The 13720-nt window shown below is 57.6% G+C and carries 8 protein-coding genes, 3 tRNA genes and 1 pseudogene; all 12 read left to right on the top strand.

The window, feature by feature from the left end; all coding sequences use genetic code 11:
* Positions 1-30 precede the first annotated feature (30 nt).
* Positions 31-1221, top strand: a complete 1191-nt coding sequence (locus ACNOHI_RS03915) for an efflux RND transporter periplasmic adaptor subunit (RefSeq protein WP_420473339.1) — start codon at positions 31-33, stop codon at positions 1219-1221.
* On the top strand, positions 1218-4322 hold the full coding sequence (locus tag ACNOHI_RS03920; RefSeq protein ID WP_420473340.1) for an efflux RND transporter permease subunit: 3105 nt from the start codon (positions 1218-1220) through the stop codon (positions 4320-4322). The genes ACNOHI_RS03915 and ACNOHI_RS03920 overlap by 4 nt, the downstream gene beginning before the upstream one ends.
* A 23-nt stretch (positions 4323-4345) precedes the next feature.
* Positions 4346-4474, top strand: coding sequence for a hypothetical protein (locus tag ACNOHI_RS03925; protein WP_420473341.1), 129 nt, complete (start codon positions 4346-4348; stop codon positions 4472-4474).
* 82 nt (positions 4475-4556) lie between these two features.
* Positions 4557-4643: transfer RNA gene (locus tag ACNOHI_RS03930), tRNA-Leu, on the top strand.
* A 29-nt stretch (positions 4644-4672) separates the two neighbouring features.
* Entirely contained in the window at positions 4673-6016 is a 1344-nt protein-coding gene (gene tig, locus ACNOHI_RS03935; protein WP_420473342.1) for a trigger factor, read from the top strand.
* A 32-nt stretch (positions 6017-6048) separates the two neighbouring features.
* Entirely contained in the window at positions 6049-6675 is a 627-nt protein-coding gene (gene clpP, locus ACNOHI_RS03940) for an ATP-dependent Clp endopeptidase proteolytic subunit ClpP (protein WP_420473343.1), read from the top strand.
* 161 nt (positions 6676-6836) lie between these two features.
* Complete coding sequence (gene clpX / locus ACNOHI_RS03945; RefSeq protein WP_420473344.1) at positions 6837-8105, top strand: ATP-dependent Clp protease ATP-binding subunit ClpX; 1269 nt, start codon at positions 6837-6839, stop codon at positions 8103-8105.
* 248 nt (positions 8106-8353) lie between these two features.
* Positions 8354-10768, top strand: a complete 2415-nt coding sequence (lon, locus tag ACNOHI_RS03950; RefSeq protein WP_420473345.1) for an endopeptidase La — start codon at positions 8354-8356, stop codon at positions 10766-10768.
* Between the two features lie 241 nt (positions 10769-11009).
* Positions 11010-11297 (top strand): annotated as a pseudogene (locus ACNOHI_RS03955) (HU family DNA-binding protein); the annotation flags it as partial.
* 99 nt (positions 11298-11396) lie between these two features.
* Positions 11397-11472: transfer RNA gene (locus tag ACNOHI_RS03960), tRNA-Val, on the top strand.
* A gap of 30 nt (positions 11473-11502) precedes the next feature.
* Positions 11503-11579 (top strand) — tRNA-Asp (locus tag ACNOHI_RS03965).
* Between the two features lie 198 nt (positions 11580-11777).
* Positions 11778-13709, top strand: coding sequence for a SurA N-terminal domain-containing protein (locus tag ACNOHI_RS03970; RefSeq protein WP_420473346.1), 1932 nt, complete (start codon positions 11778-11780; stop codon positions 13707-13709).
* Positions 13710-13720: the final 11 nt, after the last annotated feature.

The raw sequence follows: 13720 nt of genomic DNA on the forward strand, positions 1-13720 counted from the left end.
TTTTTCAGCCCGAATAGTAAAGGAAAAAACGTGGCTCCGATCATCCGCCGTCCCCGCAAACCCTTGTCCCGCCTTCGTGTCACCGCCGTCGTGTCGGCCGCTGCTGTTCTCGCGTTGGCTGGATGTTCGAAACCGGTTGAAAAGCAGGCGGACATACGTCCGGTCCGTGCCGTTGTCCTGGCTGCCGACAACATCGACGTTGTGGCAGAGTTTCCCGGGGAAGTACGGGCCCGTGTGGAGTCGCGGCTTGGCTTCAGAATTGCGGGAAAGATCGTCGGTCGCAAGGTCGATGCGGGCACGGAGGTCAAGCGCGGCCAGCTCTTGATGCAGCTCGATCCCCAGGACCTGAAGCTGGCGCAGGCGCAGGCCAGTGCCGGCCTGAAGGCCGCTGAAAGCAATCGCGACCTCGCGAAGGCGGAGCTGAAGCGCTACCAGGACCTGCGCGAAAAGAACTTCGTCAGCCAGGCCATCCTCGATAGCAAGGAAACGACTTTCAAGGCAGCGCAGGCGAGTTATGACCAGGCGCTGGCGGGCTACAGGAACCAGTCCAACCAGGCCGGTTACGCCAGCCTGGTATCGGATGTTGACGGGGTCGTCACTGGGGTCGATGCCGAGGTCGGCCAGGTAGTGGGGGCTGGAACGCCGGTATTGCGGGTTGCGCAAGCCGGCGAAAAAGAAATTGTGATCGCCATACCGGAAGACAAGGTCGACGTCCTGCGGAAGGTAACCGACGTGAAAGTACGTACCTGGGCGAACCCGACCGACGTCATTCCCGGCATCCTGCGCGAGCTCTCACCTGTTGCCGATCCCGCGACCCGGACCTATGCAGCGAAGGTCTCCATTCCCGATGCTTCCGCAGAGCGCATCAAGCTCGGCATGACCGGATACGTGACCTTCTCGGCCAAATCGCAAAATGCCATGCTCAAGCTGCCCCTCGCCGCGCTATTCAACGATAAGGGCGCAACCTCGGTGTGGGTCGTGGAAAACGGCGGCGTAAAACTGGTGCCGGTACAGGTTGCGGGCTCCTCGGGTAACGAAATCCTGGTTGCCGGTGGCGTGACCCCGGGCCAAACCGTCGTTACCGCCGGCGTCAACCAGCTCAAGCCTGGGCAAAAGGTAAAGATACTCGCGTCGGAGCCGTCGGCCAGGATGGATAACCGGGTTGCCGCCGACACAACGAAGGCGAGCGCGGTCGCTGCCTCCGCCGGAGATGCCAAATGAGGTCGGGATTCAACCTATCCCGCTGGGCGCTCGAACACATTCCCCTCACGCGTTACCTGATTGTTGCGCTGCTCATTGGTGGCGTCCTCAGTTATGGCCGCCTTGGCCAGGACGAGGACCCGCCGTTCACTTTTCGCGGCATGGTGGTCCGCGCGTTCTGGCCCGGCGCGACCTCATTGCAGATGGCGGAGCAGGTCACCGACAAGCTGGAAAAGAAGCTGCAGGAAACCCCCTACATCGACAAGATCCGCAGCTACTCGAAGCCGGGCGAGACGCTCATCATCCTGCAACTGCGCGAGTCGACACCACCAAAGGAAACGCCGGGCGCCTGGTACCAGGTCCGAAAGAAGATCGGCGACATGCGCGGCACCCTGCCGGCCGGTGTCGTCGGTCCGTTCTTCAACGACGAGTTTGGCGATACCTATGGCTCGATCATTGCGCTGTCGGGAGACGGTTTCAGCTATGCCGACGTAAAGGACTATGCGGATTTCGTGCGCCAGCAATTGCTGAAGGTGCCCTCGGTCTCCAAGGTCGAACTCTTCGGCGTGCAGGACGAGAAGATCAACATCGAGTTCTCGCACAAAAAGTTCGCCCAGCTTGGTATCCCGTTCGAATCCGTGGTGCAGCAGCTGAACACGCAGAACGCACTGGAGGCAACGGGTGTTCTGGTCACGCCAACGGATAACTTGCAGGTTCGCGTGAGCGGGGCAATGTATACCGTCAAGGACCTGGAAGACCTTGAGCTGCGGGCGGGCAATGCCATGTTCCGCCTCGGCGACTTCGCCACGATCAAGCGCGAGTACAAGGATCCTCCGCAGGACAAGATGCGCTTCAACGGCAAGGAGGTGATCGGCCTTGGCATCTCGATGGAGAAGGGCGGCGACATCATCCAGATGGGACGAGACCTGGACGCCACGGTAACGGGAATCAAGGACAAGCTCCCGGTCGGCATCGAGCTCGAACGCGTGGCCGACCAGCCCAAGGCAGTGGCGTCGTCGGTCAATGAATTCCTTCGCACGCTGGCGGAAGCCGTATTGATCGTCCTTGCGGTCAGCTTCCTGTCGCTTGGCCTGCACACCAAACCCTTCCGGCTCGACGTTCGGCCTGGACTTGTTGTCGCATTCACCATTCCGTTGGTGCTCGCGGTGACCTTTCTGTTCATGCGCGTGTTCAGTATCGATCTGCACAAGATTTCGTTGGGCGCTCTCATCATCGCGCTCGGCCTGCTCGTCGACGACGCGATCATCGCCGTCGAGATGATGGTGCGAAAGATGGAGGAGGGCTTCTCGCGTTTCGATGCGGCGACGTTCGCCTATACATCGACCGCGATGCCGATGCTGACCGGCACACTGATTACCGCGGCGGGTTTCCTGCCCATCGGCCTGGCCAAGTCCGCTGCCGGCGAATATACGTTTTCGATGTTTTCGGTCAACGCACTCGCCCTCGTGATCTCCTGGTTCGTCGCCGTGCTTTTCACGCCATATATCGGCTACGTACTGCTCAAGGTGAAGCCAGCGGCGAATGCGGACGGCCATCACGAACTGTTTGACGGCCCGTTCTACAAGCGCTTCCGCGCTGTCGTGAACTGGTGCGTGGAGTGGCGCAAGACCACCATCCTGCTGACGCTGGCCTCGTTTGCGCTGGGCGTGTTCGGCTTCCGGTTCATCGAGCAGCAATTCTTCCCCGATTCCAGCAGGCCGGAATTGATGGTCGAACTGTGGATGCCGGAAGGCAGTTCCTTTACTGCGACCGAGGCGCAGGCCAAGAAATTCGAAGCCTTCATCAGCAAGCAGGAGGGCGTGGAAAGCGTGACGACCTACGTCGGCACTGGCAGCCCGCGCTTCTATCTCCCCCTCGACCAGATTTTCCCGCAGACCAATGTCTCGCAGGTGGTCGTATTGCCCAAGGACCTGAAGTCGCGAGAAATCCTGCGTCTCAAGATCATTGACGCTTTCAAGAATGATTTCCCGGAAGTGCGCGGCCGCGTCAAGCTGCTGCCGAACGGGCCGCCGGTGCCTTACCCTGTTCAGTTCCGCGTCTCGGGCTTCGAGGTGCCGAAAGTGCGGGAGATTGCCGATCAGGTGAAGGAGGTCATGCGTGCCAATCCCAACACGATGGGCGTCAACGACAACTGGAACGAGTCGGTCAAGGTCCTGCGTCTTGATCTCGACCAGGACAGATTGCGTGCGCTTGGCGTCAGTTCTCAGACGGTCATGCGGGCAGCCAACACGATCCTGTCCGGCAGTACCGTCGGCCAGTTCCGCGAAGGCAACAGGCTGATCGATATCGTGATGCGCCAGCCCGTCGAAGAGCGTTCGACAATTGCAGCCTTGAACGAAGCCAATATCCAGACCGCCAGCGGGCGCACCGTGCCCATGGCGCAGGTCGCTCGCGCCCAGTTCGTCTGGGAGCCCGGCGTCGTATGGCGCGAGGGTCGCGAATGGGCGATTACGGTGCAATCCGATGTCGTCGACGGCATTCAGGGGCCGACGGTATCCAAACAGATCGATCCGCAGCTTCAGCAACTGCGCGCGTCGCTGCCTGCCGGCTACCGCATTGAACTGGCCGGTGCGGCTGCCGATAGCGGAAAGGCACAGGACTCTATCGCGGCGAATGTCCCGCTGGTGATCTTCATTATTTTCACCTTGCTGATGCTGCAATTGCACAGCTTCTCGCGGTCGGTGATGGTGTTTCTGACGGGACCGCTCGGCGTGGCTGGTGCTGCCATGGCCTTGCTGATCCTGCAAAGGCCTTTTGGCTTCGTCGCCCAACTCGGCGTGATTGCGCTGTTCGGCATGATCATCCGGAACTCCGTGATCCTGGTCGATCAGATCGAACACGACATTGCTGAGGGCGTCGCTCCCTGGAACGCGATCGTGGAAGCAGCCGTCCGGCGTTTCCGTCCGATCATCCTGACCGCGGCAGCGGCGGTGCTTGCGATGATCCCGCTGTCTCGTTCCGTCTTCTGGGGGCCGATGGCGGTGGCAATCATGGGCGGCCTGATCATTGCCACGGCGCTCACGCTGTTGTTCTTGCCCGCGCTGTATGCAGCCTGGTTCCGTGTCAGGAAGCCAGTGCCTGACGTCGCGGTTATTCCATAACGGCGCAAGGAGGAGGGGCTTATATGGCAAAGCCCCTTCGTTTCCGCTGGATGAAAAATCGGGACAGCGGATATAAAAATCCAGTAAAATGCCGGGTTGAAGTTGAAGAGCTAATAACAAAGGCGGGCGGCTTGGGCATGGTCAATGATTGACGGCTTGGGAAGTCTGGTAGGGCGACCGGGTATTCACTTCAGGGTCGCCCTTTGCTTTTGTGCATGATCAAGACACATTCCCGCGAGGATGGCGAAATTGGTAGACGCACCAGGTTTAGGTCCTGACGCCAGCAATGGTGTGGGGGTTCGAGTCCCCCTCCTCGCACCACAGCACAAACAATTTTTTGGATGATTCACATGGCAACTGCAGTCGAAACTTTGGAAAAACTCGAGCGTCGGATGACCATCACCGTGCCGCTGTCGGACGTCAAGGCGGAAGTTGAGAAGCGCCTGAAGATCCGCGCCCGCACCGCGAAGGCTCCCGGCTTCCGCCCGGGCAAGGTCCCGATGAAGATGGTCGCTCAGCAGTATGGTTACCAGGTTGAGACCGAAGTGTTGAACGACAAAGTGGGTCGTGCGTTCAGCGAAGCCGCTAGCGAGAACAACCTGCGCGTCGCCGGCTACCCGAAGCTCGAGCCGAAGACCGGCACTGCTGAAGACGTCGTTGCATTCGACGCCACTTTCGAGGTCTATCCGGAAGTGAAGATGGGCGATCTGGCCGCAGCCGAAGTCGAAAAGATCAAGAGTGAAGTTACTGACGCCGAGATCGACAAGACCGTCGACATCCTCCGCAAGCAGCGCGTGCACTATCACACCAAGGGCGAGCACAGCGCCCATGGCGACGGCGGCGCAGATGCTTCCGCGCAGAACGGTGATCGCGTCACCATCGATTTCGTTGGCAAGATCGACGGCGTCGAATTCCAGGGTGGCAAGGCAGAAGACTTCGTCTTCGTCCTCGGCGAAGGCCGTATGCTCAAGGAATTCGAAGACGCAGCCCTCGGCTTGAAGGTTGGCGAAGCCAAGACCTTCCCGCTGACCTTCCCGGAGGATTACCACGGCAAGGACGTCGCGGGCAAGACGGCGGAATTCACCATTACGATGAAGAAGATCGAATGGGCGCATCTGCCGGAAGTCGATGCCGAATTCGCCAAGTCGCTCGGCATCGCCGACGGCGACCTCGCCAAGATGCGCGAAGACATCAAGGTCAACCTCGAACGTGAAGTCAATGGTCGTGTCAAAGCCAAGACCAAGGACAGCGTGATGAATGCCCTGATCAAGGTCGCGGAGCTTGATGTGCCGAAGGCACTGGTCGACCAGGACGTCGAACGCCTGATCGAAATGGCGCGTCAGGACATGGCCCAGCGCGGCATGAACGTCAAGGATATGCCGTTTCCGCCCGAACTGTTCACCGCACAGGCTGAGCGCCGCGTCCGCCTCGGTTTGATCCTCGCCGAAGTCGTCAAGGCCAACAAGCTGGAAGCAACCCCGGAGCAGGTCAAGACCCAAGTCGAGGAATTCGCACAGAGCTACGAAGATCCGCAGCAAGTGATCAAGTTCTATTTCAGCGACCGTCGCCGTCTCGCCGAAGTGGAAGCCCTTGTATTGGAGGATAATGTCGTTAACTATGTGCTTGGCAAGGCCAAGGTGACCGAGAAGCCGGTCGCATTCGACGAATTGATGGGCAACACCGCACAAGGCTGATCCGGCCGGTGCGAACTCCATAAGGAAAGCACATGTCAGGCATGATGAGAAATTCCGCACTCGATACCGAAATGCTCGGTATGGTGCCGATGGTGATTGAACAGAGCGGCCGAGGCGAGCGCGCATACGATATTTATTCGCGCCTGCTTAAGGAACGCGTGATCTTCCTGGTTGGCCCGGTCAACGACCACAGCGCCAACCTGATTGTCGCGCAGCTGCTGTTCCTGGAAAGCGAAAATCCGGACAAGGACATTTCGCTGTACATCAACTCGCCCGGTGGCTCGGTATCGGCCGGCATGGCGATCTATGACACCATGCAGTTCATCAAGCCGGACGTGTCCACGCTGTGCACCGGCTTGGCGGCGTCCATGGGCGCCTTCCTGCTGGCTGCCGGTGCCAAGGGCAAGCGTTTTTCTCTGCCGAACTCGCGCATCATGATTCACCAGCCCTTGGGCGGTGCGCAAGGACAGGCAGCGGACATCGAGATCCAGGCTCGCGAGATCCTGTACCTCCGTGACCGTCTGAACCATATCCTGGCCGAAAAAACCGGCCGGAGCGTGGAACAAATCAGCAAAGATACAGACAGAGATAATTTCATGTCTGCTGCAGAGGCTGCCGAGTATGGCATGATTGATAAGGTGCTGACGTCCCGCGTCTGACGCGTCTGTTCAAGCGAAAAACGCCCGGGCGGGAGCACCGTCCGGGCGTTTTTGTTTTGCGGCGACGTATCGCGCCGATTTGTTCAATTTATTGCGCACCGTCGTGACGAATTTGGATTTCGCAGGTAATATCAGTTCAATCTCCACCCAAAATTTGCTTTATGTCTGACAAAAAATCCTCCAGCGGCGAAAAATTGCTTTACTGCTCCTTCTGCGGTAAGAGCCAACACGAGGTAAAGAAGCTCATTGCCGGCCCGTCGGTATTTATCTGCGACGAATGCATTGACCTGTGCAATGACATCATCCGTGACGAGGCCTCCAGCATCGAATCTGTCGCTGGACCCAAGTCCGATCTGCCGACGCCGCAGGAAATCTACGAGTTGCTGGGCCAATACGTGATCGGCCAGGAGACGGCAAAACGCATTCTGTCAGTGGCTGTATATAACCACTACAAACGCCTGAAGCACCTCGGCAAGAAGGATGACGTCGAGTTGGCGAAGAGCAATATCCTGCTCATCGGCCCAACCGGTTCCGGCAAGACCTTGCTGGCGCAGACGCTCGCGCGCATGCTGAATGTGCCTTTTGTCATTGCGGATGCGACGACACTGACCGAGGCCGGTTATGTCGGCGAGGATGTCGAAAACATCATCCAGAAGTTGTTGCAAAATTGCAATTACGAAGTCGACAAGGCACAAAAGGGCATCGTGTACATCGATGAGATCGACAAGATCTCCCGCAAGTCCGACAACCCCTCGATCACCCGCGACGTGTCGGGCGAAGGCGTGCAACAGGCACTGCTGAAACTGATCGAAGGGACGATGGCTTCGGTCCCGCCACAAGGTGGCCGCAAGCATCCGAACCAAGACTTCGTGCAGATCGACACGACGAACATCATGTTCATCTGTGGTGGGGCATTTGATGGCCTGGCCAAGATCATCTCCAACCGTTCTGAAAAGAGCGGCATTGGTTTCTCGGCATCCGTGAAGAGCCAGCAGGAGCGCAATGCGAGCGATGTGCTGCTTGGTGTGGAACCTGAAGATCTGATCAAATTTGGCTTGATTCCGGAGCTCGTCGGCCGTCTTCCGGTTGTTGCGACGCTGAGTGAACTAAACGAGGAAGCTCTAATCCAAATATTGCTTGAACCCAAGAATGCCCTGATCAAGCAGTATGCGAAGCTGCTGCAGATGGAAGGCGCGGAACTGGAAGTTCGGCCAGCAGCATTGCACGCAATTGCTAGAAAAGCGCTTGAACGCAAGACTGGTGCACGCGGGTTGCGCTCTATCCTGGAGCATGCGTTGCTGGAGGTGATGTTTGAATTGCCGAGCCAGCAGAATGTCGCCAAGGTGGTGATCGATGAAAATTGCATCATCAACGGAGCGAAACCCTTGTTGATTTACCACGAGCAGCCCAAGGTTTCCGGGGCAAAGTAGTAGTAGACCAGACCCGTTAAAACACTATGGACTCAAGCCCGTTTTTTTCCAGAAGCAGTAAAATTTGAGATACAGGAATCACTACAGGCTTCCATCGCAAAGCCACCCGAGGGCGACTTCGTGTGTGGCTTTTTTTATTGCAAGCATTGAAAGAAAGGGTTGAAACAGAGTGTTTTTTATTGCCGCTTGGACTTGAGTTTTGGCTGCTAGTGCCTACATCATTAACAAGCTATTAAATAAGGTTCGCCATGACGACTTCTACAACACTAACTGAACACACCCAACTGCCGCTTTTGCCGCTGCGGGACGTTGTTGTCTTCCCGCATATGGTGATCCCGCTCTTCGTTGGCCGGCCCAAGTCGATCAAGGCTCTTGAAGCTGCGATGGAACAAGGCAAGAGCATCATGCTTGCCGCACAGAAAGCTGCTGCCAAGGACGAACCTTCTGCGTCCGATATTTATGAAATCGGCTGCGTTGCCAATATCCTCCAGATGCTGAAGTTGCCTGACGGCACCGTAAAGGTGCTTGTCGAAGGCGCACAGCGCGCACGCATTCATCACATCAGCGAGCTTGATACCCACTTCGTTGCTGAACTCACCCCGGTCGAATCCGAGCCTGGCGATGAGTCTGAAGTGGAAGCGATGCGCCGCGCGATCGTCCAGCAGTTCGACCAGTACGTCAAACTGAACAAGAAGATTCCGCCTGAGATTCTTACTTCTTTAGCTGGAATAGACGATGCAGGCCGCCTAGCTGACACCATAGCAGCGCACCTGCCGCTTAAGCTTGAGCAAAAACAGATCATTCTCGAGATCTTCAACGTCGCGAAGCGCCACGAGCATCTGCTCGGCCAACTCGAGGCAGAGCTCGACATCCTGCAAGTCGAGAAGCGCATTCGCGGCCGCGTAAAGCGCCAGATGGAAAAGTCGCAGCGCGAGTACTACCTGAACGAGCAGGTCAAGGCGATCCAGAAGGAGCTCGGCGAAGGCGAGGAGGGAGCGGATCTCGAAGAACTCGAGAAGAAGATTATCGCCGCCCGCATGCCGAAAGAGGCACGCGAGAAGGCGCAGTCAGAACTGAAGAAGCTCAAGCTGATGTCGCCGATGTCCGCTGAAGCGACCGTTGTGCGCAACTACATCGACACGCTGATCGGCCTGCCGTGGCGGAAGAAGTCCAAGGTCAACAACGAGCTGTCCAATGCCGAGAAGGTGCTGGAAAGCGAGCACTACGGCCTCGAGAAGGTCAAGGAACGTATCCTTGAATACCTCGCGGTGCAACAGCGCGTCGACAAGCTGAAGGCACCGATCCTGTGCCTGGTTGGCCCTCCGGGCGTCGGCAAGACCTCGCTCGGCCAGTCGATCGCACGTGCTACCAACCGCAAGTTTGTGCGCATGGCGCTCGGCGGCGTGCGTGACGAAGCTGAAATCCGCGGCCACCGTCGTACGTATATCGGCTCCATGCCGGGCAAGATCCTTCAGAGCCTCTCGAAGGTCGGTGTGCGCAATCCGTTGTTCCTGCTCGATGAGGTGGACAAGCTTGGTCAGGACTTCCGCGGCGACCCGTCGTCCGCGCTTCTCGAAGTGCTGGACCCGGAGCAGAACCACACGTTCTCGGATCACTATGTTGAAGTGGACTTCGACCTGTCAGACGTAATGTTCGTTGCGACGTCGAACTCGTTCAACATTCCGCCTGCACTGCTGGATCGCATGGAAGTCATTCGCCTCTCGGGGTACACCGAAGATGAAAAGACAAACATCGCCCTGCGTTACTTGCTGCCGAAGCAAATTACGAACAACGGCCTGAAGGAAGACGAGATCACGGTATCGGAGTCGGCCATTCGCGACATCATTCGCTACTACACCCGCGAAGCAGGTGTGCGTTCGCTCGAGCGCGAGGTGTCGAAGATCTGCCGCAAGGTTGTGAAGATGCTGCTGCTGAAGAAGCAGGATCGCAAGGTGGTCGTCTCGTCCAAGAATCTCGACAAGTTCCTCGGCGTACGCCGCTACGACTTCGGTATTGCCGAGAAAGAGAATCAGATCGGCCAGGTGGTCGGCCTCGCATGGACGGAAGTGGGCGGCGACCTGCTGACGATCGAAGCGATGACGATGCCGGGCAAGGGCGACATCATTCGTACCGGTACGCTGGGCGACGTGATGAAGGAATCGATCGAGGCGGCGCGTACCGTCGTGCGCAGCCGCGCCAAGCGATTGGGTATCAAGAACGAGTTGTTCGGCAAGAGTGATATTCACATCCACGTGCCGGAAGGTGCGACGCCGAAGGATGGTCCGTCTGCAGGTATCGCAATGACGACTGCCCTGGTATCCGTACTGACCGGTATCCCGGTCCGCGCAGACGTCGCGATGACGGGCGAAATCACGCTGCGTGGTGAGGTGCTTCCGATCGGCGGGCTGAAGGAAAAGCTGTTGGCGGCGCATCGCGGTGGCATCAAGACCGTCTTGATTCCGGAGCAGAACGTGAAGGACTTGGCCGAGATCCCGGACAACGTCAAGAACAAGCTCGAAATCGTTCCGGTCCGCTGGATCGAAAAAGTGCTTGAGGTTGCCCTGGAACGTCAGCCTGTTCCCCTGACCGATGTCGACGCGCCGGTTGATACTGCGGTCACTGCGGCAACAGGAACTGCTGATCCGACGGTGGTCAAGCATTAATCCAAAACCGCATAAGAAAGCGCTCTTCGGAGCGCTTTTTTTATGTCATTTCACTGCTTAAAAAATAAGCGTCAGATTTTGTCTGTATGCCTTGATCGGCGTTAGGCGATCGCCCGGGAAAGCGCTTGACACAAGGCTTTGCGGCTTGTTTAATACGTGCTGCAGAAAATTTCTTATCTGCATTTTGTGTCGCTTGTGCTACTAAAAAGAGCCATAAACAGGCACCACAAAATCCAACTTTTTTGAGGGGGCGTCAGTGAATAAAACCGAACTAATCGATCACATCTCCGGGACCGCGGACATCTCGAAAGCCGCCGCAACGCGCGCGCTCGACGCACTGATCGGTGCAGTCAAAACCACATTGAAAAAGAACGGTTCCGTGACCCTGGTCGGTTTCGGTACTTTCACGGTTGGCAAGCGTGCCGCTCGTACCGGACGTAATCCGCGCACCGGCGACGCAATCAAGATCAAGGCCGCCAAGGTGCCGAAGTTCCGCCCGGGCAAAGCACTCAAGGATGCACTGAACTAACAATTAGGTAGTGCATCTCGAAAAAAGATACGCTATAATCTTGTTTTTTACGACGTGGTGACAAACGTCGTGAAGTTTGGCTGACTAAGTGTGGTTTCAGGGTGCTTAGCTCAGTTGGTAGAGCGGCGCCCTTACAAGGCGTAGGTCGGGAGTTCGAGCCTCTCAGCACCCACCAAAAGCAGCCAAGCTATGCAGTAGAGTTTCAGGAGTGGTAGTTCAGTCGGTTAGAATACCGGCCTGTCACGCCGGGGGTCGCGGGTTCGAGTCCCGTCCACTCCGCCAAAAACGAAAAAGGCGAACGAAAGTTCGCCTTTTTTCTTATGCGCGAAGGATTTTTGAAGTATTTCCCAGAATGCCCTCGGCCCCATGGTGTCGAATGGCAGCTAGGAATGGTTTGATCCGTTGCGTGCTAAGCAGCGCTCCGGCGAACCGCGTTATCGAAATTTCGTTTTCACAATCTGTACGCCTGTAGGATCGCCCATGTTTGATTTTATTCGTACGCATCAACGCCTGATGCAGTTCGTGCTCCTGCTGTTCATTTTCCCCTCATTTGTGTTTTTCGGGCTCGAAGGCTATACCCGTCTCAGCGATGCAGGCAATGCCGTCGCAAAAGTGGGCGGCAACTCGATCACTCAGCAGGAGCTTGACGCTGCACAGCGTGAGCAGATGGAGCGATTCCGTCAGATGTTCGGTGCACAGTTCGATCCGAAGATGCTGGATACGCCCGAAGCCAAGCAGGAAATCCTAGAAGGCCTGATTGCGCAGCGTGTCGTGGCAGCCGAGGCGGCAAAGAGCCGTCTGTCCGTGAGCGACCAGACCTTGCAGCAGAACATCCTCGCGATGCAAGGCCTGACCGGTCCCGACGGCAAGTTCGATGTTGAGCGCTACAAGTCCGCGCTAGCCGCGCAAGGCATGACACCTGCGATGTTCGAAGCGCAATTGCGCCGTGACCTTACCCTCCAGCAGGTGGGTGGCGCGATTCAGGGGACGGCATTTGCACCGAAGTCGGTGGCAAACCGCCTGTCCGACCTCAGCGACCAGGAACGCGAGGTGCAGGAACTGGTGTTCAAGGCGTCGGACTTTGCTTCGCAGGTGAAGGTCACCGACGAGATGCTGAAGGCGTATTACGAGAAGAACGGTGCGCAGTTCGAGATTCCGGAGCAGGTCAAGGCAGAATATGTCGTGCTGAACAGCGACACTGTCGCTGCGCAAATCTCCGTCAATGACGCGGACATCAAGTCATACTACGAGCAGAATGCAAAGCGCTTTGTAGAAGAGGAACAGCGCCGCGCCAGTCACATCCTGATCAAGGCCGAGAAAGGCGCTTCGGCATCGGATAAGGCTGCGGCCAAGGAGAAGGCGGAAAAACTGCTTGCGCAGTTGCGCAAGAACCCGGCCGATTTTGCCAAGCTGGCCAAGGAAAATTCGCAGGACCCGGGATCCGCCGAACGCGGGGGCGACCTCGATTTCTTCAGCAAGGGCATGATGGTGCCGCCATTCGAAGAGGCGGCGTTCAAGCTGAAGCAGGGCGAGATCAGCGATGTCGTCCAGTCCGATTTCGGTTTCCACATCATCCAGGTCACCGGAATCAAGCCGGGATCGGCAAAGAGCCTCGACGCTGTGAAGGGCCAGATTGCAGGCGAGATCAAGAAGCAACTCGCGGGGAAGAAGTTTTCCGAGATGGCCGAGCAATTCACGAATATGGTGTACGAGCAGTCCGACAGCTTGAAGCCTGTTGCCGACAAGCTGGGCCTCAAGATCGAGACTGCTGCCGGACTGACGCGCAAGCCGAGCCCGTCGGCAGCGCCTAATGCACCGTTCAACCATCCGAAATTCCTCGGCGTACTGTTCTCTGACGATGCAATCAAGAACAAGCGCAATACCGAAGCAGTCGAGGTGGCGCCGAGCACGTTGGTCGCAGGTCGCGTCCTTGAGTACAAGCCGGTAACGAAGCGTCCGTTCGAAGAAGTGCAGTCCACCGTGCGAGAGCGCGTGATCCAGATCGAGGCTGCGAACCTTGCCCGCAAGGCAGGTGAAGAAAAGCTTGCGGCGCTCAAGAGCGGCGGTGAAGCGGCGGGATTCTCGGACGCGAAGACGGTGTCCCGCGTGAAGAACCAGGGCGTACGTCCAGAGGCGCTGGGCGCAATCATGAAGGCGGATACGACCAAGCTGCCGTCCTACGTCAGTGTCGAATTGCCGGGCCAGGGCTACGCGCTCTACCGCGTCAACAAGGTCAACCAACCGGCCAATGTCGATACCGCACGCCGCCAGGCCGAACAGCAACAGATCGCCGGAGCACTCGCTCAGCTCGAGTCTCATGCGTACCTCGAGGCGCTGAAAAAGAAGGCGAAGGTGGAAATCCTGAGCAAGCCGGGCAAACCGGCCGACGGAGCGTCGAACGAAGGAAAGTAACCGGGTCTGGA

This window comes from Noviherbaspirillum sp. ST9 (assembly GCF_048799745.1).
GTDB lineage: Bacteria > Pseudomonadota > Gammaproteobacteria > Burkholderiales > Burkholderiaceae_D > Noviherbaspirillum.